We start from the raw sequence: 22,659 nt of genomic DNA on the forward strand, positions 1-22,659 counted from the left end.
TTGTGTGAGAGGAAGCCGAACGGGCGGGGCGGGGTGTGGGTTCCCCGCCCCTGGGCGATCAGCCCTTCTCGTTGGACTTCTCCTTGCTTCCCGCCGTGTCGCTCGCGGCGAGCTTCGGCGCCGGGCCGCCCTTGGCGATCCACTCGTCGATGCGCTTCTCGAGGACACGCAGAGGCGCGCCGCCGTCGCGCAGCACTTGGTAGTGGAAGGCCGCGACGTCGAAGTCGTCGCCGAGCGCCTCCTCGGCGCGCGCCCGCAGTTCCTGGATCTTCAGCATGCCGGTCTTGTAGGCGAGGGCCTGGCCTGGCCAGACCGAGTAGCGTTCGATCTCGCTCTCGACGTCCGAACGCTCCATGCCGGTCGTCTTCACCATGTAGTCGACGGCCTTCTCGCGGCTCCAATGCTTCGCGTGCATGCCTGAGTCGACGACGAGGCGGACGGCACGGAACATCTCCGCCTGCAGACGGCCGATGTCGCCTTCGGGGTCGTCCTTATACATGCCGATCTCCTTGGCGAAGTTCTCGGCGTAGAGACCCCATCCCTCGGCAAAGCCCGTGGAGGACGCGGACTGGCGCACGAGCAGAGGCGTCTCTTTGGCGTCGGTCGCGAGCGCGAGCTGGAAGTGGTGGCCCGGGACCGTCTCGTGATAGACGAGCGTCGGCAGCGTATAGCGCGGCTGGATAGCGGTATCGCGCAGGTTGATCATGAACATGCCGGGGCGGGACCCGTCCTCGGCCGGCGACATATAAGAGCCGCCCGCGGCGCCCTGTTCGGCGTAGGCGGGAACGGGCTCCACGACCACGGAGTTCTTAGGCGTCACGAGGAAGTACTCGCCCATCACGCCCTCGGCCTCCGAGACGAGCCCGCGCGTGTAGGATAGCAGCTCTTCTTTGCCCTCCGGCGTGTTGGGAAAGACCTGCTCGGGGTCGGCGGTGAGCGCGGCGAGGCGTTCGCCCACCGTTCCCTCGGTCATGCCGATCTCTTCGAACAAGGCCTCCATCTCGCCTTCGATCCGCGCGACCTCGCTAAGGCCGAGCTTATGGACGCCGTCGCCGTCGAGCTCGCTTTCGCCATTCGCGACGATGAGCGCGTCGTAGAGGCGTTCCCCTTCGGGAATGTCCCAGATCCCGGCCTCATGGGTCGCCTGCGGCCGCAGCTCCTCGAGCGCGGCGATGAGCCGCTGATAGGCGGGGTAGACGGTCTCTTCGACCGCTTGGGTCGCGCGTTGACGGTAGCCGTCGACGTCGTCGACGCCGATCTCGGGCAGCGTGTCCGTAAGGTGCGTGACGAGGACGTTCTCGCTCGCCGGTCCGTCGACGAACATCTTCGCCTGCGCGATGGCGCCGTCGATCGCGTAGTCGGGCGGGATCGCACCGGCCTCGGCGTTGGCGTTCATGACCTCGATCGCGCCGTCGAACTGCTCGCCGAAGAGGCCGAGCCGCGTGACGTAGGCGTCGGCATCGTCCGCCGAGGCGAGCCCGTGCAGTTGCGTCATCAGCTGCGGCAGGTTCGTGTGTATGCCGCCGATCTGGTTGACGACGTACGGGCTATTGTACCCCCCGGCGAGGTAGTAGCCGGTCTTCTCCTCGATCGCGTCGAGTTCGTCGGCGTTCTCCTGATCGCCGAGAAGGATCGCGAGGTACTCTTGACGTTCGGGCGTGAGCGCAGAGGCGTCTAGGCCTTCGAGTTCCGCCTCGACCTCATCCGAGTAAGCCTTCATCTCCTCGTAGCCCGCGATCCCCGGCGTGCCGAAGCGATCTTTGTATCTCCCCCCCGCCTGCTCCTCGGGAATGTTGAGGACGCTCGCATAGGCAGGCTGCAGCTTGAACAGTTCGCTCGTCGCTTCGTCGACGATCCGGTCGAAGGCCGCATTGGCGTCTTCGTCGGTCTCCCCCTTGTCGGTCTGCTCGGTCGTGGCTGGCTTGGGCGTACCTTGCGCGGTCGCGACCGAGGCGAGGGCGAGTAGGGCGGTGCTGGTCAGGAGGGCGGCTGTCGTAACGGACTTCATCGGGAACCTCTGAACTTTATCGATAATCGGAGGTACGCCTGCCCCGGTGTCGCTTCAAGGAACCTATACCGTCCCCTCTTGCGTGACATAAATCCCACACCACATTCATGCGGACCGGCGTCGCCTTCGGGGGTGCCACCAACTCGTTGCTCTTTGGAGGACGGATGAACTTCGAGACCTATACCGACCGCAGCCGCGGCATGATCCAGGCTGCGCAGACGATCGCGGTGCGGGAGTCGCACCAGCAGATCACGCCTGATCACCTCTTGAAAGCGCTGCTCGACGACAGCGAAGGCTTGGCTGCGAACCTGATCCGTTCGGCCGGCGGGCAACCCGAGACCGCGCTTCAACTCGTCGACGCTGCGCTCGCCAAGCTGCCGAAGGTCGAGGGGCAGTCGGCGCAGACCTACCTTTCCCAGAGCCTGAACAAGGTCTTCGTACGCGCCGAGGAGATCGCGAAGAAGGCGGGCGACAGCTTCGTCACCGCCGAGCGGCTCCTCGTCGCGCTGAGCCTCGAAGGCGAGGCGGCTCAGCATCTCAAGAAGGCCGGCGTCAACGCGCAGAGCCTCAACGAAGCCATCAACCAGGTCCGCAAGGGCCGCACGGCGGACAGCGCCGGGGCGGAGGGGCAGTACGACGCCCTCAAACGCTACGCGACCGACCTGACCGAACGGGCGAAGAGCGGCAAGCTCGACCCCATCATCGGCCGCGATGAAGAGATCCGCCGCGCGATGCAGATCCTGTCGCGGCGTACCAAGAACAACCCCGTGCTGATCGGCGAGCCCGGCGTCGGCAAGACCGCGATCGCGGAGGGCCTCGCGCTCCGCATCGTCAACGGCGACGTGCCCGAGAGCCTCAAGGACAAGCGCCTCCTCGCGCTCGACATGGGCGCGCTCATCGCCGGGGCGAAGTACCGAGGCGAGTTCGAGGAGCGGCTCAAAGCGGTCCTGTCCGAGGTTCAGTCGGCCGAGGGCGGCATCATCCTCTTCATCGACGAGATGCACACGTTGGTCGGCGCCGGGAAGGCGGATGGCGCGATGGACGCGTCGAACCTCCTTAAGCCGGCCCTCGCGCGCGGCGAGCTTCACTGCGTCGGCGCGACGACGCTCGACGAGTACAGAAAGCACGTCGAGAAGGATGCGGCGCTGGCGCGGCGCTTCCAGGCGGTCTTCGTCAGCGAGCCGACGGTCGAGGACACGGTCTCGATCCTGCGCGGCCTCAAGGAGAAGTACGAGCTGCACCACGGCGTGCGGATCGCCGACAGCGCGATCGTGGCCGCGGCGACGCTCAGTAACCGCTACATCACCGACCGCTTCCTGCCGGACAAGGCGATCGACCTCGTCGACGAGGCGGCGTCGCGCCTCCGCATGGCGGTGGACAGTAAGCCCGAAGCGCTCGACGCGATCGACCGCCAGGTCATCCAGATGAAGATCGAGCGCGAGGCGCTGCGACGCGAGGACGACAAGGCCTCCCGCGACAGACTCGCCAAGCTCGAGCAGGAGCTTGCGAATCTCGAGCAGCAGTCCGCCGAGATGACTGCGCGTTGGGAGTCCGAGAAGGCGGCCCTTGCCTCCGCAACCGAAGTGAAGGAGCAGCTCGACCGGGCTCGCCAGGAACTGACGGATGCGGAGCGCCGGGGCGACCTCGGCCTCGCCTCCGAGATTAAGTACGGCCGCATTCCGGAACTGGAGCGCAAGCTGGCGGTCGCCGAGGATGCAGAGGATCAGGCGAGCCTCGTCCAAGAGGTCGTCGACGCCGAAGGCATCGCGCAGGTCGTTTCCAAATGGACCGGCATCCCCGTGGATAAGATGCTGGAAGGCGAGCGCGAGAAGCTCCTTCACATGGAGGAGGCGTTGCATCGCCGCGTCATCGGCCAGGACGAGGCGGTCACCGCCGTCTCCGCCGCCGTTCGCCGGGCGAGGGCCGGGCTTCAGGACCCGAACAGGCCCTTGGGCTCGTTCCTGTTCCTTGGCCCCACGGGCGTGGGCAAGACCGAGCTGACCAAGGCGCTTGCGGCCTTCCTGTTCGACGACGACAGCGCGATCCAGCGGATCGACATGTCCGAGTTCATGGAGAAGCACGCCGTCAGCCGCCTGATCGGCGCGCCGCCGGGATATGTCGGCTATGAGGAGGGCGGCGTCCTGACCGAGGCCGTCCGCAGGCGGCCTTATCAGGTCGTCCTCTTCGACGAGGTCGAAAAAGCGCACCCGGACGTCTTCAACGTCCTTCTCCAGGTCCTCGACGAGGGTCGGCTGACGGACGGGCAGGGGCGCACGGTCGACTTTCGCAACACGCTGATCATCCTGACCTCGAACCTCGGGTCCGAGTTCATGTCGTCCCTTCGCGAAGGGGCGGACGTAGAGGACGTGCGCGAACCCGTCATGGACGCGGTGAGGGCGGCCTTCCGGCCGGAGTTCCTGAACCGACTCGACGAGATCATTCTGTTCTCGCGCCTGCAGCGGGACCAGATGGGCGCGATCGTGGACATCCAGATCGCGCGGCTACAGCGCCTGCTTGACGAGCGGAAGATCAAGATCGCGCTCGACGACGCGGCCCGCGCATGGCTCGCCGAGGCGGGTTACGATCCTGCCTTCGGTGCCCGGCCCCTGAAGCGGGTCGTGCAGAAGGCGGTGCAGGACCCGCTCGCCGAAGCCATCCTCTCCGGCGCGGTCGCGGACGGAGACACGCTGTCGCTGTCGGCGGACGACGATGGACTGACCATGAACGGCGCGCGGCTCTCGGGCCGGGAAGCGTTCAGGCTCGGGGGCGCAGGCCGTCCGAGCGCGCCCGTCAGCACCGCGATCAACTGAGAGGGCGGGCTCCGGCCCGCCCTTTCTCCGGGTCACGCCTGCAGTCGGCGGAACGCTCGACTCACACCTCGACAGCCGCCACCAGGTCGGCAACCGACCCGAGCAAGTCCGTGCCGACGGCGTCCGTCCGGGCCGGCAGCGCCGCCAGCTTCGCGTCGAGCGGGAGGCTCGCGAGCCGCTTGAGGTTCAACGCCTCGAGGTCGCCCTCGCTCAGCGGCTCGCCGAACGGGCCGGGGCCGCCGGGCAGGCTCGCCATGTTCTCCACCACGCCGAGGACCGGAACGCCTGTTCGTTCGAAGAGCTGCTTGCCGCGGCGAAGATCGGCGAGGGCGAGGGGGCTCGGCGTCGTCACCAGCACGGCCGCGTCCAGCGCGAGCCGCTGGATCATCGACAGATGCGCGTCGCCGGTGCCCGGCGGCGTGTCGACCACGAGCGTGTCGAGCGGCGCGCCGTCCTCGCCGGTCCAGTCCGCCTCCTCCATCAACTGGCGCACGGCCCCCATGACCATCGGCCCCCTCCAAGCGAGCGCCTGATCTTCGGCGACGAGGAATCCGATCGACAGGAGCGACAAGCCCCGAGCGCGGAGGGGCAGCATGGCGCCGTCCCGCAGCGCGGGCTTCTCGCTGAGACCGAACATGACCGGGATGGAGGGGCCGTAGACGTCGAGGTCGAGGAGGCCGACGCGTTCGCCTTTCTCCGCGAGGGCGAGTGCGAGGCGACTCGCGACCGTGCTCTTGCCGACGCCGCCCTTGCCGCTCGCGACCGCGACGACACGGCGCACACCGCGCGGGCGCGACTTGGTCGGCGGTTCCGTCCGGCGAGCGCCGCCAAGGCGCAGCGGGTCGTCATGGCCGCCGCGCGGTGCCGCCGCCGGTTGGGACGGCTGTCGCGCAGGGCCTTGTTCGACCACCAGGACTCGGGTCGCGCCGAGATTGCTGAGGCCTTCCTCGATGCGCGGCTTCAACGTGTCAGGCGCGCCTTCGGGTAGGACGACGGTCGCCGCCAGGCCTCCCTCGGCCTCCCGCCAGGTCAGGCGAGCGCCGGGCGCGGCCTCGTCGACGAGCCGGGCGCCCTTGGTTTCGATCTGCGCGCGTCTTGCAGCGTTCTTCATTCGGTCCAGCATAAGCGCTACCTCGGGTCGCGGGGCCCCGTACCCCAAGTCTCGTTTGCGTGAGGCGCGGGCGTACACATATAGCGGGGACGAATACGCTGGGAACGGTGGGCCACGAGGCTCTCCATAGATAGAATAGGACGGTCATGCCCTGGACAGACAAGCCTGGCAGCGGAAACAAAGGCCCCTGGGGCCAACAGCCGGGGGAGGGCAACCGCCCTTCGAACGGCAATGGCCGGCGCCCCGGCCAGTCCGCGCCGGACCTCGAGGAGCTGCTTCGCTCGGGCCGTGAGCGATTCCGTAAGGGCGGCGGCGGCAAGCGGCCGCCGCGCAGTGGCGATCCGATCCAGCTGCCTTCGGGCCGCGCCTTCCTCTTCGGGGCGGCGGCGCTCGGCGTCCTCTATCTCGCCTCCGGCATCTACCAGATCCAACCCGGCGAGCGCGGCGTCGTGACGACCTTCGGCAAGTTCACCGGCCTGACCGGGCCCGGCCTCAACTGGCACATGCCCTGGCCGTTCCAGCGCGTGGTGGACGTCGACGTTCAGGGCGACCGGGCGGTGACCATCGGTCGGGGGCAGGGGGGGCGGACCTCGATGCTGACGTCTGACCTCAACATCGTCGATGTCGACATGCAGGTGAACTACCGCATCAAGGACGACGCCGACACGGCACCGGGCGAGCTGCCGAACGCGGCGAAGTTCGCCTACAACATCGAGGACCCCACGGGCCTCGTGAAGTCGGCAGCGGAGGCCGCGCTGCGCGAGGTGGTCGGGGGCGAAGAGTTCGGTCCGATCATCAGCCGGGGCCGGAGCATCGTCAACGAAGGTACCGCCGACATCCTTCAGCAGACGCTCGACAGCTACGACAGCGGCATTCAGGTCATCCGCGTGAACTTCGGCGAGGCGACCCCGCCTCAGGAAGTGCGCGACAGCCAGCTCGACGTCGTCAATGCCCGCTCCGACGCGGAGCAGCGCGTCAACGTCGCGACCGGCTACGCGAACCAGCGCGTGCCCGTCGCTCGGGGTCAGGCCCGGCAGACCGTGCTCGACGCCGAGGCCTACGCCGCGCGCGTGGTGGCGGAGGCTCGAGGCGACGCCGCGCGGTTCGTCGACATCTACGACGAGTACGCCCGCGCACCCGAGGTCACCCGCCGCCGCATGTACCTCGAGACCATGGAAGAAGTGCTCGGCGACATGAACAAGATCGTCATCGACGAGAACGCAGGCGGGACCATGCCCTACCTCAACCTCAATGAGCTCGCGCGGCAGGATCAGAACCGGCGCGCCAACACCGGCGGGAGCAACTGACCATGACCCCCAAACGCGTCCTTCTGATCGTACTGGGCTTCATCGCCCTCTTCGTCCTGAGTTCCGTCCTCTTCACCGTGCGAGAGGACCAGCAGGCCATCGTGCTCCAGTTCGGGGATCCCGTCCGGGTTCTGACCGACGATGAGACCGGCCTGCACGCCAAGGTCCCCTTGGCGCAGAACGTCATCTTCCTCGACTCGCGGAACCTGGAGTTCGACCTTCGCAACCCCATCGAGTTGATCGTCGCGAACGAGGAGCGCCTGCTCGTCGATGCGTTCGTGCGTTACATCATCACGGACCCGCTGCAGTACTTCCAACGGTTCAGCCAGGGCGGTCGCGACCCCGAGAGCATGCGCGACAGCTTCAACAACCGCCTGACGAACGTGCTCGGCGAGGCGATGCGGGAGGTCGCGGGCGGCAAGCAGATCAGTCAGATCATCGACAGCGAGCGGGTCGAGGTCATGTCCGCGATCCAGCAGAGCGTCGCGGCGGAGGCCGAGGCCCTCGGGGTCCAGATCGTCGACGTGCGCATCCGTCAGGCGGACTTTCCGGCCGAGAACGCGCAGAACGTCTATGAGCGGATGAAGTCCGACTACGATCAGCAGGCGCAGCGCATCCGCGCGGATGGCGACCGTCGGGCGCAGGAAATCCGCGCTCAGGCCGACAAGCAGGTCGTCACGATCCTGGCGGAGGCGGAGGAGGAAGCGCAAAGCATCCGCGGTGAGGCCGACGGGCAGCGCAACGCGATCTTCGCTCAGGCCTACAACCGCGATCCGGAGTTCTTCGCCTTCTACCGCTCGCTCAACGCCTATCAGCGGTCGCTACGCTCCGGCGACACGGTCGTCCTTTCTCCCGACTCGGAGTTCTTCCGCTACTTCGAGCAAGATGGTGGTCGGCCCGCCGAGCGTTGATACGACACCGCGCGACGCCCCGCCCTCTTTGCCGGGCGGGGCAGAGGGGTTAGGCTCCCCGGCACCCCTCGTGGAGCTTTCATGATCCGCCTCGCGTTCGCGCTTCTCCTACTCCTGCAGCTGCCCTCGATCGCGTTTGCACGGGGGGCGCCAGACAGCTTCGCGGACCTCGTGGAAGCGGTCATGCCGGCGGTCGTGAACATCTCGACGTCGCAGAACTCGCAAGGCAACGAGCGGCAAGGCGTCTCGCTCGGCTCCGGCTTCATCGTCACCGAGGACGGCGTCGTCGTGACGAACAACCACGTCATCGACAACGCCGACGAGATCTTGGTGATCCTCTCGGACGGGACCGAGCTTCCCGCCCGGCTGCGGGCCAGCGATCCGCTGACCGACATCGCAGTCCTCGACATCGATGCGGATCGGACCTTCGCCAATGTCAGCTTCGGCGATAGCGACGCCGCGCGGGTCGGCGACTGGGTCGTCGCGATCGGCAACCCCTTCGGGCTTGGCGGATCGGTCAGCGCCGGCATCGTGTCGGCGCGTAACCGCGACATCGATAGCGGCCTTTACGACGACTTCATTCAGACCGACGCAGCCATCAACCGAGGCAACTCCGGCGGTCCGCTCTTCGACATGTCGGGCCGGGTCATCGGTGTGAACACGGTCATCTTCAGTCAGACGGGCGGCTCGGTCGGTGTTGGTTTCGCCGTGCCCAGCAGCCTCGTGCAGAACGTGGTCGATCAGCTGATCGAGTACGGCGAAACGCAACGGGGTTTCCTCGGCGTGACGCTCAACGAGGTCGACAACCGGGTGGCGAGGCGGCTCGGTCTGCCGGACCGTAGAGGCGCTCTGGTCGTCCGACCGACACCCGGCGGGCCGTCCGACAAGGCGGGATTGTTGCCGGACGACGTGATCCTGCGCTTCGGCCGCGCCGAGATCGGCGAGCGGCGGGACTTGACGCGGGCCGTCGCCGAGACGCCGGTCGGCAAGACGGTTCCGGTCACCGTCCTGCGCGGCGGCGAACGCCTGACGCTCGAAGTTACCGTCGACCGGCGCGAGCGGGCCTTGGCGCGCGCGCAGGGAACCCCCGCCATCTCGGCAGGCGGACTGACGCTCCAGGCGGCGACCGAAGAGGTTCGCGAGGCCTACGGACTGCCGAAGGACGTGGCGGGGGTGGTCGTCACTGCCGTCGACCCGTCGAGTCCGATCTCCCAGACGCTGCGCCAGGGCGACGTGATCCTCGAAATAGGATGGGACGAGGCCCGCGAGCCGGCCGACGTCGCGAGGCAGCTCGAGCGGCTTCGCGAGGTACAGGCGGACGCGGTGCAGATCCTCGTTCAGCGCGGCGAGCGACTGTTCTACGAGACGATCAGACCCTGAAGCTTCGCCTCTAGGTCAGGCGGCACGGGGCGGTTCAGAGCCCGCGCCGACTGCGCGACGTGGCGCGGGTTGGTCGTAGTGGTGAGGATAAGGTCCGGGCTCAGCGTTACCCGCACGAAGGCCAGTAGGAGCGAGACGGGATCCCATTCCGGTACGTCCCGCAGCCATATGGCCTGGCGGGCCGCGGTCAGCCCCTCCCCCTTGTTGCGCAAGGTGCGGGCTGCATACCAGATGCCCGCGGGACCGCTCGGGAGGAGAATGTCCCGCCGCCACAGCGCCTGCGCCAACGGCGCGACAACGGCGATCTTCTTGCCATTCGCCTTCGCTTCACGAAGCGCGGCGCCGTTGTGCGAATTGAGCGCGTTGTACGGCGCCATCACCCAATCGACCGCTTCGTGGCGCGCGGCCTGCATCAACCAGTCCCGATCGGCACAGATGCCGATCGCCTTGAGCGAGCCATATTGTTTCAGTCGAGTTAACGCCGGAAGGGAGGAGCGGAAGCCATGTTCATCGGGTCCATGCAGGTAGACGACGTCCAACTGCGACACGCGCAGAGCCGAGAGGCTGTTCGCGATCTGCGTCTCGACCGTTTCAGGCCGGAAGTCCTTGATCAGCCGGCCGCCTTCGCCGAGCTTCGTTCCGACCTTGCTGCTCAGAAGCAGCCGCTCGCCCTCGTAGAGGCCGTCTGGGGCTAGGGAGTTGAGAACGCGGCCGAGCCGAGGCTCGGCGTTGCCGCTAGCATAGGACGGTCCGGTGTCGATCGCTCGGACCCCCGCCGCCAGCGCCGCCTCAAGCACTTCGCCTGCGCGGCGTTCGGAAACGATGCGCGACGCCCAGGCGCCGGTGGCGCCGAAGCCGAGGCCGGTCATTCGCTCTTCGGCGCGGTCTCCAGCGCGAGAGCGTGAAGCTCGCCGCCCATCCGGCCCTTAAGGGCGCGGTAGACGAGTTGGTGCTGCTGCACCCGGTTCAGCCCCTCGAAGGCGGCCGATTCGATCCGTGCCTTGTAGTGATCGCCGTCGCCCGCGAGGTCCGTGATCTGAACTTCGGCGTCCGGCATGGCTTCGAGGATCAGCGTTTTGATGTCGTCTGCGGCCATGGGCATGGGGTCGGTCTCCTGTTCGAACAGGGCGGGGAGGGTGCCAGCGTGGATCGCGGCGAGGTCGTAGAGGCTGAGGCAGTCCTTGCCGTCGAGCACGACCGCCTCGCCGCCGAAGACGCCGAGGCGGCTCGCCTGGACGCCCGCCATCGCCGACTTGACGACGAGACTGTCGGCCTCGGACGCCGGCACGGCGAGGAGGTAGCGGCCCTGGTCCTCGCCGAACCAGAAGGCGGCGCGACGCTCCTTGACCGGGGTCGTCAGCGCGAGGCCCTCGCCTGAAGCCATCGCCATCTCGGCCGCAGCGACGAGGATACCGCCGTCCGAGACGTCGTGGACAGCTGCGACCTGTCCGCTCTCGATCAGGCGGCGGACGAGCTCGCCCGCCTTGCGTTCGGCGGCGAGGTCGACGGGGGGCGGGGCGCCCTCGGTCAGGGAGAAGAGCTCGCGAAGGTAGAGCGACTGGCCGAGCCAGCCGCGCGTGACGCCGATCGCGACGAGGGCGTCGCCCGGGCGAGCCGTGTCCATCCGGGCCGCCTTGGCGACGTCGCCGATCAGGCCGACCGCGCCGATGGCCGGGGTCGGCGGGATGCCCTTGCCGCTGGTCTCGTTGTAGAGCGAGACGTTGCCGGAGACGACGGGCATGGTCAGGGCTTCGCAGGCCTCGGTTATGCCTTCGAGGCAGCCGACGAACTGCGCCATGATCTCCGGCTTCTCGGGGTTGCCGAAGTTGAGGCAGTTGGTGATGGCGAGCGGCTCCGCCCCGACCGCGCAGAGGTTGCGGTAGCTCTCGGCGACCGCCTGGCGTCCGCCCATCTTGGGGTCCGCGAGGCAGTAGCGAGGCGTCACGTCCGTCGAGATCGCGAGCGACTTGTCCGTGCCGTGAACGCGGACGACGGCCGCGTCGCCGCCTGGGCCCTCTACCGTGTCGCCCATGACGGTGTGGTCGTATTGCGACCAGATCCACTCGCGCGAGCAGAGGTCCGGCGATCCGGCCAGGCGGGCGAGGGCGGTCAGGAGGGTGTCGCCCGACGGCGTGTCGGCGAGGTTCGCCGTCGTCTCCGCCGTCTCGGTCCGGGCGTCGGCGACCATGCCCGCCGCCTTCAGGTTCTCCGCCGCCTCGATCAGGGGCGCGAAGACGTCCGAGCCCGCGTCGATCGCGGCGCGGGCGTAAAGGGTCAGCCTGCCGTCGTCCTCACGCGCGGCGACGGCGGCGACGCCGGGGCGACCCTTCAGCGTCTCCTCGATCAGCGCGCCCGCGACCTCGTCCAGCGAACGCTCGCCGGCGGTCAGCGTGACCTCCGCCTCGCGCACGACCACCTTCGGGTCCTCGAGCTTCACCGCCTCGGGCAGCGGCGTGTGCGGGCGGTCGTAGTTCGGCGCCTCGTCGGCGAGGGGACCTACGGGCAGGTCCGCGACCACCTCGCCCTTGTGCCGAATGACGAGCTTACCGCTGTCCGTCGTCGTGCCGATAACCGCGAAGTCGACGCCCCACTTGTCGAAGATCGCCCGGGCCTCGTCCTCGCGTCCGGGCTTGAGCACCATGAGCATGCGCTCCTGGCTCTCCGACAGCATCATCTCGTACGCCGTCATGCCCTCTTCGCGCTGGGGCACCTGGTCGAGGTCCATGTCGAAGCCGCCGGCGCCCGCCTTGATGCCGCCCGCAGCCATCTCGACGGAGGAGGAGGTGAGGCCCGCCGCGCCCATGTCCTGGATCGCGAGGATCGCGTCCTTGGCCATCAGCTCGAGGCAGGCCTCCAAGAGGAGCTTCTCGGTGAAGGGGTCGCCGACCTGCACGGTCGGTCGCTTCTCCTCGGAGGCGTCGTCGAACTCGGCCGAGGCCATGGTCGCGCCGTGGATGCCGTCACGGCCGGTCTTGGAGCCGACATAGACGACGGGGTTGCCCGCCCCTTCCGCGGCGGAGAGGAAGATCTTGTCCTGATCCGCGATGCCGACGCACATCGCGTTGACGAGGATGTTGCCGTCATAGGCGGGGTCGAAGTTCGTCTCGCCGCCCACCGTCGGCACGCCCATGCAGTTGCCGTAGCCGCCGATGCCGGAGACGACGCCCGCGAGGAGGTGCTTCGTCTTGGGGTGCCCGATCGAGCCGAAGCGCAGCGCGTTCATCATCGCGACGGGCCGCGCGCCCATGGTGAAGACGTCGCGCATGATGCCGCCGACGCCGGTGGCCGCGCCCTGATAGGGCTCGATGAAGCTCGGGTGGTTGTGGCTCTCCATCTTGAAGATGACAGCCTGGCCGTCCCCAATGTCCACGACGCCCGCGTTCTCGCCCGGCCCGTGGATCACCCGCTCGCCCTTGGTAGGGAGCTTCGCGAGGTGGCGCCGCGAGGACTTGTAGGAGCAGTGCTCGGACCACATGACCGAGAAGATGCCGAGCTCGAGGAGGTTCGGCTCCCGCCCGAGCGAGGAGACGATCCGGTCGTACTCCTGCAGCGTCAGGCCGTGTTCTTGGATGGTCTCGGGCGCATGTTCCATGCGCGGGGGATGCCGCGAGCGGGCGCGTCTGGCAAGAGCGGGCGACGCGCAGCCCCGATCGTCCGCCCTCTCTTTTGTGGCGCTACCGGCGGGCTGACCGCCCGCCTGCTTGAGCGCGGGCTGGCGGCACGGGCCTTCGGCCCCGGGCGCCAGCGGTGCGGGGCAGCGAGATCGGAAGCGAGGCAGCGCTCATCGTCCGCTTGCGCGGTGGTACGATGGTCCGGGGTGTCCCGCGCGCGGCTCGCCGCAGTTCGGGGAGTAGTGTGGTTGTCTGCGGCGCAAGGGGTCCCAAACCCTCGCCGCGCGCGGCACGAAGTCCTCCACGCTCCTCAGCGCGATCCGCCGGGGCCGTTCTTCAGCTCACCCGGCGCGTGTCTAACCTGACCAAGTGGGATGCATTCCATCATCCAGACTCGGACAGCACGTGACCTCGTGGCGGCAGGCAGGGGAGACGTCAGCTGTCCGCCCCGCCCCGGTCCTGCCGCGACGGGGGGAGAATGGCACGGAGCGGAAGGGCGGGGATAAGGTTCCCGTCGCCCCGGGCTCGTCCCGGGGCCCAACACCTGCGCCCTCCGCTAGCGCGGCCTCCCTGGTCCGGCAGGTCCGAGCCGCCGGGCGGCTCGCCATCGTCGCGCTTCGTGGCACCTCTCGGAGATGGACCCCGGGACGAGCCCGGGGTGACGGTTGGGCTGGCGTAAGCGCGCGAACGGCCACAGCCTTCCGTTCGTGGCCGACAGCTTCGTTACCATCATGGCGAACCGGCGGAACGGGACGCTCTACACCGGGGTGACGGGGGACCTGCCGCGCCGGGTGGGGCAGCACCGGGCAGGGGCGGGCTCGACCTTCTGCGCGCGTTGGGGCTGCACGCGGCTCGTCTGGTACGGACGGTTCGAACGCATCGCGGATGCCATCGCGCACGAGAAGCGGGTCAAGAAGTGGCCGCGCGCCTACAAGCTGAACCTGATCGAGGCGCAGAACCCCGACTGGCGCGACCTGTGGTGGGACCTCGGCGGCTGGACGGGCTAGCCCCACCGTCACCCCGGGCCCGTCCCGGGGGTCCATCTCGTGAAGTGTCGGTCGGGTGCGGCGACGCGGAGGCGCGCAAGCGTTACCGCCAAGAGGGTCGAGGGTCCGGCTGTTGGGCCCCGGGACGAGCCCGGGGCGACGCGAGCAGGGCGGTCGCGGCGCGCGGCCGCCCGTTCGCGGACAAAGCCTGCTGGCCTATCGCAAGTATGAGAAGCCGGAGCACGTCCGCCCTACGAGACGGCCGAGATATGACAATAGCAAACAGCTCAGAACCCGAACCTGTAGGCCGCGAGAACGCTTACACCGCCATATCCAACGGTTACTTCTGTGTCGCCATCACTTTCGTCAAACCCACCCGTGCCTAGATAAGCAGCCTCGATCCCAAAGCTGTTCGATCCGATGGGGACAGCTACGCCCACCTTAGCTTGATACCCAATTAGTCCGTCCGCATCGACGTCATCCGCGGTATCCGGCATGATGTAACCGACGCCGCCGCCGACAAAGGGCTCGAACCTGCCGAGGATGGGTAAAGTGTAGACCCCGTTCGCCATGAACGCGAAGGTGTCTAGGGAGCCATCGAGATCGATCTTCGAACTTTCGCCGATGTCTTCGCCATCGAAGATGAGCCCGACGCCATTAGCTTTCGTCGTGCGATACGTCACTTCCGCCTCGAGCGCGAAACGTGCGGATAGGCGGTGACCATAGAGGGCGCCAATCGCGATACCGGGTTCATAGTCGATGTACGCTGCAACATCATAATTTTCCGATCCCGGCAGAACAGCGTTCGTGTCGAGCGCGTCGTCGGTGACGACGAAGAGTCCGCCGTGAATCTGCGCATAAGAGCTCGTCTCCTGCGCGGTTGCTGTGCCGGTCAGCGTGATCGATGCTGCCAAAAGAACGGAACTGATGTTTCGCATGCGGGCCCCAAGGTAACGCGTAGATGAGATGCCGCGTAGGCCCTAGTTTCCGAACGGTTTCTGCTCCCTTAAGCCCGACCGAGATAGCTAGTGCTGAGTGATATAGCCCCAGGGCGACGCGAGCGGGGCGGTCCCTGCGTAGGGCGGTCGCAGCACGGGGCCGTGCGGCCCGGCGGTTCGTTCGGGAACGGAGCCTCCTGGTCTGTCGCGAGCCGGAGATACTGGGGTGGGGCCGCGTAACATGACCGGCCTACGAGCGAGGCGAGTCGCTACATTTAGAACCAATAGCCGATGATAAGAAATGTTCAGTTTCCCGAACTATTTCACTCATTCGATATGTAGCACCATCTTCTTCTGTCAGGAAGATATCGTCGATGAGGAAACCCTCACCAAAATCAGGTCCGAACTCACCGTTCTGAACTCGATGGCTGAATACCAACCTTTTCTTTTTGTCGAGATCTCGACCGTGCTTCGTTCCCTCGGCAATATCTTTTATAAACCAAAGACATTTATGCTCATCAAGCGCATTCTTTCGCTCTATTAAGAATAGATCTTTACTGGCGCAGATATCCCATAGGTGCCACTCTAGTGTGTGCCAAGCAAGCATAGCACAGGTTACTGCGTTACCCGAATGCGAGGGGTTTTCTAGATATGCCTCAAGGCATAGTTGAAACTGATCAAGTAGGTCGGAGGTATCTTTCAGTTCGAGCGTATAGCTAGTGAAAGTTTTCGTTTCCTCCTCAGACATCCAACTCCTCCCCAACGAACGCCGCGTTCTCCTGGATGAACCGGAACCGCGGCTCCGCCTTCTTGCCCATCAAGCGGTCGAAGAGGTCAGCCACGCTCGCCGCGGCTTCGCCGTCGGCGGGCATCCTTACGCGCGCCAAGGTCCGTGTACGGGGGTCCATCGTCGTTTGCTTGAGGTCGCCGGCGTTCATCTCGCCGAGGCCCTTGAAGCGGCCGACGTCGACCTTGGCGCCGGACTTGAACTCTTTGGCGAGCTTCTTCTCGCGGTCCTCGTCGTCGAGGGCGTAGACGGTCTTTCCGCCTTGGGTCAGGCGGTAGAGCGGCGGCTGGGCGAGGAAGAGGCGGCCGTCTCGGACGAGCTGCGGCATCTCGTACTGGAAGAAGGTGATGAGGAGGGCGGCGATGTGGGCGCCGTCGACGTCCGCGTCGGTCATGATGATGACCTTGTCGTAGCGGAGGTCGTCGAGGTCGAACTTGGTGCCGAGGCCCACGCCGAGCGCCTGGGCGATGTCCTGGACCTCCTGGTTCTGGGCGATCTTGTCGCGCGTGGCGGAGGCGACGTTGAGGATCTTGCCCCTGAGCGGGAGGATGGCCTGCGTCTCGCGCGCGCGGGCCTGCTTGGCGGAGCCACCGGCGCTATCGCCCTCGACGAGGAAGATCTCCGTGTTCGTCCTGTCCTTCGCCGTGCAGTCGGCGAGCTTTCCGGGCAGGCGGAGCTTCTTCATCGCCGACGCCCGAGAGACTTCCTTCTCCTTGCGGCGGCGCAGGCGCTCGTCCGCGCGGTCGATGACCCATTCGAGGAGCTTGTCGGCCTGCTTCGGATGGTCGGCGAGCCAGTGGTCGAAGGCGGGGCGGATGGCGGCGTCGGTGAGCTTGGTCGCCTCGGTCGTCGCGAGCTTGTCCTTCGTCTGGCCCTGGAACTCAGGGTTCGAGACGAAGACCGAGAGGAGGGCGCCCGCCGTGCCGAGGACGTCCTCGGCCGTGATCGAGGCGGCCTTCTTGACGTTGGTCATCTCGCCGTAAGCGCGCAGGCCGCGGGTCAGCGCCTGGCGCAGGCCCTGCTCGTGCGTGCCGCCCTCAGGGGTCGGGATCGTGTTGCAGTAGCTGGCCGAGAAACCGTCCGCGATCGGCCCCGCGGGCGTGTTGAGCCCCGCCTGGCCCCAGACGACCGCCCACTCGACCGTGCCGTGCCCGCCCTCCTTCTCGATGCGGCCCGCGAAGAGGTCCTCGGTGACGGTCGGACGCTCCTTGATGACGGAGCGGAGGTAGTCCGACAGGCCGCCTTCGAAGTGGAAGCTGTCCTTGGCGGGGGTGGGGTCGCTCTCCTTGAGGAGCGAGGGGTCGCAGGCCCAGCGGATCTCGACCCCGCCGAAGAGGTAGGCCTTGGAGCGGGCCATGCGGTAGAGGCGCGCGGGCTTGAAGGCCGCGCCCTCGCCGAAGATCTCAGCGTCCGGATGGAAGGTGACGGTGGTGCCGCGACGGTTGTGGGTCTCGCCGACCTTCTTCAGCTTGCCGGTGGGGTGCCCGCGCTCGAAGCTCTGCCGGTAGAGCGTGCGGTCGCGCGCGACCTCGACCGTGAGGAGGTCCGAGAGCGCGTTGACGACCGAGACGCCGACGCCGTGAAGGCCGCCGGAGGTGGCGTAGGCCTTGTTCGTGAACTTGCCGCCCGCGTGCAGCGTGGTGAGGATGACCTCGAGCGCGGACTTGTTCTTGAACTTGGGGTGCGGGTCGATCGGGATGCCCCGGCCGTTGTCCGCGACGGACAGGCTGCCGTCGGCGTGGAGCTCGACCTCGATCCGGGTCGCGTGGCCCGCCACCGCCTCGTCCATCGAGTTGTCGAGCACCTCGGCGAAGAGGTGGTGCAGCGCGCGCTCGTCCGTGCCGCCGATATACATGCCGGGGCGCATCCGGACGGGCTCGAGGCCCTCCAGGACCTCGATGTCCTTGGCCGAATAGTCGGACTCGAAGAGGTCGGCGCGCGCCGTCTTGGCCATGGGCGGTCCCCTGGAACGAAGAGTGAACGAAAGAAGGCTCCGTCGTAGACCATGCCGGGCGGGCAGGGAAGGGCGGGACTTCCTGCACGCGCGCGAAGGCGCTAGCGGGGCGCGATGACAGACGACGCTCCTAAAATGCCCACCGCAGCGATGATCGCCATCGGGGACGAGATCCTCTCCGGCCGCACGCGCGATTCGAACATCTACACCCTGGCGCAGACGCTGGACGAGCGGGGGGTGACCCTGAGCGAGGTGCGGATCGTGCCCGACGACCGAGAGGCGATCGTGAACGCGGTGCGCACGCTGTCGGGCCGGGTGGACGTGCTCTTCACCTCGGGCGGGATCGGGCCGACCCATGACGACATCACCGCCGAGGCGGTCGCCGAGGCCTTCGGCGTGAAGGCGCCCGTCCGAGACGATGCGCTTGCAGTGCTCGCCGAATGGTACGCGAAGAAGAACCAGGAGGTGACGGACGCCCGGCGGCGGATGGCGCGCATTCCCGAAGGCGCGAGCCTGGTGCCGAACTCGGTCTCCGGCGCGCCGGGGTTCCGGATCGAGAACACCTTCGTCTTCGCAGGGGTGCCGGCGATCTTCGAGGCCATGCTGGGCGCCGTGATGGACGACCTGCCCAAGGGCGAGCGCCAGGCGGTCTACACCGTGATCGGCGAGGGCGGGGAGAGCACGATCGCGGACGGCCTCGTCAGCCTCGAGAAGGCGATGCACGGGCTGAAGATCGGTTCCTATCCGGGCAAGACGGGCAAAGGCGGGCCGCTCTGCATCGTCTGCAAGTCCGCCGACGAGAAGGTCGCCCGCCAAGCGGCGCTGGCGGTCGAGAGCCTGTTCCGTGCGCAGGGCGTGAACCCGGAGATGGTCGAGGGCTACGGACCCGTGAGGGACTAACGGTCGCAGCGGCGCGTCCGAACGCCTAAGTGCGACGGATGCTCTCCGTCCTCGACGTCTTCAAGGTCGGCATCGGTCCGTCCTCCTCCCACACGCTGGGCCCGATGGTGATCGCCCGCCGCTTCCTCGAGGAGGCGGAGGGCGAGGGGTGCCTGGAGAAGGCCGAACGGGTCCTCGTGGACCTTTACGGCTCGCTCGCGCTGACCGGGATCGGGCACGCGACGGACCGGGCCTGCGTGCTCGGCCTGCTCGGAGAGCGGGCGGAGACGATCGAGACCGCCGCGATCGAGGAGATGACGGCGAAGGTCGAGAGCGAGGGGCGGATCGCGCTTCTCGGGCGGCATGGAGTGGGCTTCGAAAAGAAGCGCGACGTGCGCTTCGCGCCGCCCGGCGACGTGCCGGACGCGCATCCGAACGGGATGCGGCTGACGCTGCTGGACGGCCAGGGCGAGGCGCTGTTCAGCCAGGTCTGGTACTCGGTCGGCGGCGGCTTCGTCCGGCGCGAGGACGAGATGGGGGTCGCGGACCCGCAGACCGCGACGCCCGCGCACCGCTTCACGACCGGCGCGCAGCTCCTGGCGGCCTGCGACGCCTCCGGCCTGTCGATCGCCGACGTGGTGCTCGAGAACGAGGACCAGCTGCGCCCGCGCGAAGAGACGCTGGCGGGCCTGGACGCGGTCTGGCGCGCGATGGCGGCCTGCATTGAGCGGGGGCTCTCGACCGAAGGCGAGCTACCGGGCGGCCTTCAGGTCGCGCGGCGGGCGCCGGCCCTTTACGCGTCCCTGACGCGGAGCCTGCCCAACGAGCGCGAGGCGCTGTTCGACTGGCTCAACGTCTTCGCCATGGCCGTGAACGAGGAGAACGCGGCGGGCGGTCAGGTCGTGACCGCCCCGACGAACGGGGCGGCGGGCCTCCTGCCTTCGGTGGTGAAGTTCTACTGCGCCATGGACGGCGTGACCGAGACCGGGCGCATCCGCGACTTCCTGCTGACGGCGGGCGGCATCGCGCTCCTCTACAAGGAGAAGGCTTCGATCTCGGGCGCGGAGATGGGCTGCCAGGGGGAGGTCGGGGTGGCGTGCTCCATGGCGGCCGCGGGGCTCGCCGCCGTCTGGGGCGGGACGCCTCGGCAGGTCGAGCACGCAGCCGAGATCGGGATGGAGCACAATCTCGGCCTGACCTGCGACCCGGTCGGCGGCCTCGTCCAGATCCCCTGCATCGAGCGCAACGCCATCGGCGCGGTGAAGGCGGTCAACGCCGCGCGCCTCGCGCTGCGGTCCGGCGAGGCCCACAAGGTCAGCCTCGATCAGGTGATCGAGACCATGCGCCAGACGGGTAAGGACATGAACGCGAAGTACAAAGAGACCTCCGAAGGGGGGCTCGCGGTCAACGTCGTGGCTTGCTGACGCCTTCTTTTGCTGCGATTGCGAACCCCCACCCCGCCGGAAGCGTTCTTCTCTTCCAACCCGAGACCGTAGAGCCTTGATCGACCCCGCCCCGACCCGCGCCGCCGACCTCGTCCTCGTCGTCGAGGACGAGCCGATGACCGCCATGCTCCTCGCGCAGGCCGTGAAGGATCGGGGCCTCGACGTGGTCGGCCCGCACCGGGACGCCAACACCGCCCGCGCCGCGGTGGAGAAGGGCGGACTGGCCGCGGCGCTGCTCGACGTGTCGCTCGACGCGGGCGAGACGAGCGCGCCGGTCGCCGACGCCCTCGCGGCGGCGGGCGTCCCCTTCGCCTTCGTCACGGGGTACGGCACGGAGACGGCGCAGGTCGTACGCGCCCACCCCGAGCGGCTCGTCATCCCCAAGCCCGTCGACCGCGAGACGCTGGGCATACTCCTCGACGAGCTTCTACCCGCGGGGATCGGCAGCGGCGCCTGAATCGGCACGCTCTTCGGGCCCGCCGAGGCACTCCGAGAGGAAGCTGCCCACCTCGCGAAGGAAGACCATCCGGTTGTCGCCCACGTCGACGTAGTGGCTTCCCGCCGGAAGCTCCACGTAACGGTGAGGCGTGCCCGACCGCTTGAGCGCACTCGCCATTCCGCGGCTCTGGTTGACGTCGACCACGCGGTCGTCTTCGCCGTGGACCAGCAGCACGGGAACCTTGATCGCGTCGGCCCGCAGCATCGGTGAGTTCTCCCGGTGCATCGCGCGGTCGGACCATAGCGTTCCGATGTGGCGGGTCATGTACTCGCCCCCGCGATAACGCTGCGTGTCCCGTAGAAGGGCGTGAAGGTCCGTCACGGCGCCATAGGCGACCGAGCACTGGTAGAGGTCCGGCGTCTTCACCACGCCCATCAGCGAGGCGTAGCCGCCGTAAGAACCGCCCATGATGGCGAGGCGATCGCCATCGGCGTAGCCCTGGGCGACGAGCCACTCGGCGCCGTCGGTGATGTCGTCCTGCATCGCCTGGCCCCACTGGCGGTCGCCTGCCTTGCGGAAGGCCTCACCGTAGCCGGACGAACCACGGAAGTTCATCTGCAGAACGCCGTAACCGCGAGAGGCAAGGAACTGAGTCCGCCAGTCGAACTGAGCGAAGCTGCGCGCGGTCGGACCGCCATGGGGCATGACGACGAAGGGAAGGTCCTTTGCGTCCGTGAGCGACAACCCCGGCGGCAGCGTCAAGTAGGCAGGGATGGAAAGTCCGTCCCGCGCCTCGTAGTCGACACGGACGACCGCGCCCATCGCCCGACCTTCCAGCGTAGGATACTGCGTGGGCAGGGCGGTGACCTGCCGGTTCGCGATGTCGAAGATGTAGTAGCTGCCGGCTTCGTTCGTGCCGTCGACGAGGAAGACGGCGTGGGTCTGCTCGGCGTTCAGGTCCGTCAGCGTAACGGCCCGGCCTGGGAAGGTACGCTCCATCACGTCGATCGCATCGCGCACGAAGTTCTGCCCGAACCAGTGGATCAGGCTTTCGTCCTCGGCGTAGATCACGCCGAGCGCCTCGCCGGTACCGCGTTGTTGGTAAACGCCGTAGACGTCCGAAACGGGACTGTGGAACAGCTGCTCCTCGAACCGGTCCGAATCGACGTCGTAGAGGTACAGCGCGGCCGTCTCGGTCTCGTGGGCGGAAGCGACGAAGGCTTTGCCGGGCGCCCGCGGGAAGCCGAGAACGCTGAAGGTAGGGGCATCTTCGGCCACTCTGCGTGAACGGTCCTGCCACTTCCCTCGGGAGTCGAGCATGCGAAGGCGGGGTTCCTTGCCGCCCTCCAGGCCCCAGCCCGAACGAATCTCGCCGAGTTCGTCCGCCTTCCAATCGTAGATGTCGTCCCGGCCCTTATGCACCCGCTTGTGCCGTTTCGTCCGGTCGACGTCGACCTCGTAGACGTGGTTGATCTTACCGTACACGTCGCCGTTCCAGTACTGTACCAGGAGGCTGTCCGGGTCCTGGCGGGTCAGCGAGACTATTCGGTCTTGAATCTGAACGGGGGCGGCGATGCTGCCGCGGGTCTCCGCAACCCCCTGGCGCTGCTCCGCGTCGAAGAGGGGGATGATCTCGCCCGTCTCCACGTCGAGCGACATGAGCCTCGTCTCGACGGTATCCGTCCTGTGCCGCATCGCGCCGAATCGCACGGAGAAGACGATCCGGTCATCCCGCATCCAGTGGGGCTCGCTGACGCGGAACTGCTCGTTCTGCTTGCCCGCGTAGCGCATCTGGAACTGGTCGCCGTACTCGAAGACGATGAAGCTGTACTCTTCTGCCCCGCCGTCGCGGTAGAGCGCCGCGACGCGGTTTCCGCTCGGTGAGACGCTGACGTGCCGCAGCGTCGGCATCCGGCCGAAGGCGTCGACGTCCTCTCCGAGCGAAGCGCTCGGTGCGGCCGCCGCGACGGCGGCGAACGCCGCGCCGATACATGCGCAGATCATCGATGCCCCTTTGCCTCACCCCCCGCCGAAGCGCGGCAGGTGTCTTCCCTGAACGAAGGGTAACCCGCCGAAGTTTAATCCGACAACAG

General features: G+C 67.5%; 16 protein-coding genes. 8 read left to right on the plus strand and 8 right to left on the minus strand.

Annotation, left to right across the window (positions count from 1 at the left end):
* Positions 1–58 precede the first annotated feature (58 nt).
* A complete protein-coding gene (locus tag GGQ59_RS08315) occupies positions 59–2,008 on the minus strand; it encodes a DUF885 domain-containing protein (RefSeq protein WP_183817473.1) in 1,950 nt (649 codons plus the stop codon).
* Between the two features lie 164 nt (positions 2,009–2,172).
* Between GGQ59_RS08315 and clpB the strand changes: the two genes are divergently transcribed.
* Positions 2,173–4,818: an ATP-dependent chaperone ClpB gene (gene clpB / locus GGQ59_RS08320; protein WP_183817475.1), complete on the plus strand. Its 2,646-nt coding sequence runs from the start codon at positions 2,173–2,175 to the stop codon at positions 4,816–4,818.
* Between the two features lie 61 nt (positions 4,819–4,879).
* Here the strand turns inward: clpB and GGQ59_RS08325 are convergent, their stop codons facing one another.
* Complete coding sequence (locus GGQ59_RS08325; RefSeq protein ID WP_221400957.1) at positions 4,880–5,929, minus strand: P-loop NTPase; 1,050 nt, start codon at positions 5,927–5,929, stop codon at positions 4,880–4,882.
* Positions 5,930–6,075: 146 nt separating this feature from the next.
* Here GGQ59_RS08325 and hflK point away from each other — a divergent pair, with 146 nt between their 5' ends.
* The 3 genes from hflK (at position 6,076) to GGQ59_RS08340 (ending at position 9,527) form a co-directional block, all read left to right on the plus strand.
* Entirely contained in the window at positions 6,076–7,236 is a 1,161-nt protein-coding gene (gene hflK, locus GGQ59_RS08330; protein ID WP_183817479.1) for an FtsH protease activity modulator HflK, read from the plus strand.
* 2 nt (positions 7,237–7,238) lie between these two features.
* Positions 7,239–8,147, plus strand: a complete 909-nt coding sequence (gene hflC / locus GGQ59_RS08335) for a protease modulator HflC (RefSeq protein WP_183817481.1) — start codon at positions 7,239–7,241, stop codon at positions 8,145–8,147.
* Between the two features lie 81 nt (positions 8,148–8,228).
* On the plus strand, positions 8,229–9,527 hold the full coding sequence (locus GGQ59_RS08340) for a Do family serine endopeptidase (protein WP_183817484.1): 1,299 nt from the start codon (positions 8,229–8,231) through the stop codon (positions 9,525–9,527).
* Here the strand turns inward: GGQ59_RS08340 and GGQ59_RS08345 are convergent.
* Positions 9,506–10,396 carry an aldo/keto reductase gene (locus tag GGQ59_RS08345; RefSeq protein ID WP_183817486.1) on the minus strand — a complete coding sequence of 297 codons (891 nt, stop codon included), beginning with the start codon at positions 10,394–10,396 and terminating at the stop codon, positions 9,506–9,508. The genes GGQ59_RS08340 and GGQ59_RS08345 overlap by 22 nt on opposite strands.
* The gene (gene purL, locus GGQ59_RS15185) at positions 10,393–13,119 is read right to left on the minus strand and encodes a phosphoribosylformylglycinamidine synthase subunit PurL (RefSeq protein WP_183817488.1); all 2,727 of its coding nucleotides are present in this window, start codon (positions 13,117–13,119) and stop codon (positions 10,393–10,395) included. Before purL ends, GGQ59_RS08345 begins: the two co-directional genes overlap by 4 nt.
* A gap of 684 nt (positions 13,120–13,803) precedes the next feature.
* Between purL and GGQ59_RS08355 the strand changes: the two genes are divergently transcribed.
* On the plus strand, positions 13,804–14,145 hold the full coding sequence (locus GGQ59_RS08355; protein ID WP_246408613.1) for a GIY-YIG nuclease family protein: 342 nt from the start codon (positions 13,804–13,806) through the stop codon (positions 14,143–14,145).
* A gap of 266 nt (positions 14,146–14,411) precedes the next feature.
* Here the strand turns inward: GGQ59_RS08355 and GGQ59_RS08360 are convergent, their stop codons facing one another.
* From GGQ59_RS08360 to parE, 3 genes are all read right to left on the minus strand, one after another.
* Positions 14,412–15,062: an outer membrane protein gene (locus GGQ59_RS08360; RefSeq protein WP_183817490.1), complete on the minus strand. Its 651-nt coding sequence runs from the start codon at positions 15,060–15,062 to the stop codon at positions 14,412–14,414.
* 250 nt (positions 15,063–15,312) lie between these two features.
* The gene (locus GGQ59_RS08365; RefSeq protein WP_183817492.1) at positions 15,313–15,810 is read right to left on the minus strand and encodes a hypothetical protein; all 498 of its coding nucleotides are present in this window, start codon (positions 15,808–15,810) and stop codon (positions 15,313–15,315) included.
* The gene (parE, locus tag GGQ59_RS08370; RefSeq protein WP_183817494.1) at positions 15,803–17,803 is read right to left on the minus strand and encodes a DNA topoisomerase IV subunit B; all 2,001 of its coding nucleotides are present in this window, start codon (positions 17,801–17,803) and stop codon (positions 15,803–15,805) included. The genes GGQ59_RS08365 and parE overlap by 8 nt, the downstream gene beginning before the upstream one ends.
* Before the next feature lie 114 nt (positions 17,804–17,917).
* On the opposite strand from parE, the gene GGQ59_RS08375 reads away from it, so the two are divergent.
* The 3 genes from GGQ59_RS08375 to GGQ59_RS08385 all read left to right on the plus strand — a co-directional run bounded on the left by GGQ59_RS08375 (position 17,918) and on the right by GGQ59_RS08385 (position 20,584).
* Positions 17,918–18,703: a competence/damage-inducible protein A gene (locus GGQ59_RS08375; protein ID WP_183817496.1), complete on the plus strand. Its 786-nt coding sequence runs from the start codon at positions 17,918–17,920 to the stop codon at positions 18,701–18,703.
* Between the two features lie 38 nt (positions 18,704–18,741).
* Positions 18,742–20,106 (plus strand): L-serine ammonia-lyase, encoded by a 1,365-nt coding sequence (locus tag GGQ59_RS08380; RefSeq protein ID WP_183817498.1) that lies wholly within the window; start codon positions 18,742–18,744, stop codon positions 20,104–20,106.
* 76 nt (positions 20,107–20,182) lie between these two features.
* Entirely contained in the window at positions 20,183–20,584 is a 402-nt protein-coding gene (locus tag GGQ59_RS08385) for a response regulator (protein WP_183817500.1), read from the plus strand.
* On the opposite strand, the gene GGQ59_RS08390 is transcribed toward GGQ59_RS08385, so the two are convergent.
* Positions 20,555–22,570, minus strand: coding sequence for an alpha/beta hydrolase family protein (locus GGQ59_RS08390; RefSeq protein WP_183817502.1), 2,016 nt, complete (start codon positions 22,568–22,570; stop codon positions 20,555–20,557). The two genes, GGQ59_RS08385 and GGQ59_RS08390, sit on opposite strands and share 30 nt — an antisense overlap.
* Positions 22,571–22,659 lie beyond the last annotated feature (89 nt).

The sequence above is a fragment of the Parvularcula dongshanensis genome (assembly GCF_014199615.1).
GTDB lineage: Bacteria > Pseudomonadota > Alphaproteobacteria > Caulobacterales > Parvularculaceae > Parvularcula > Parvularcula dongshanensis.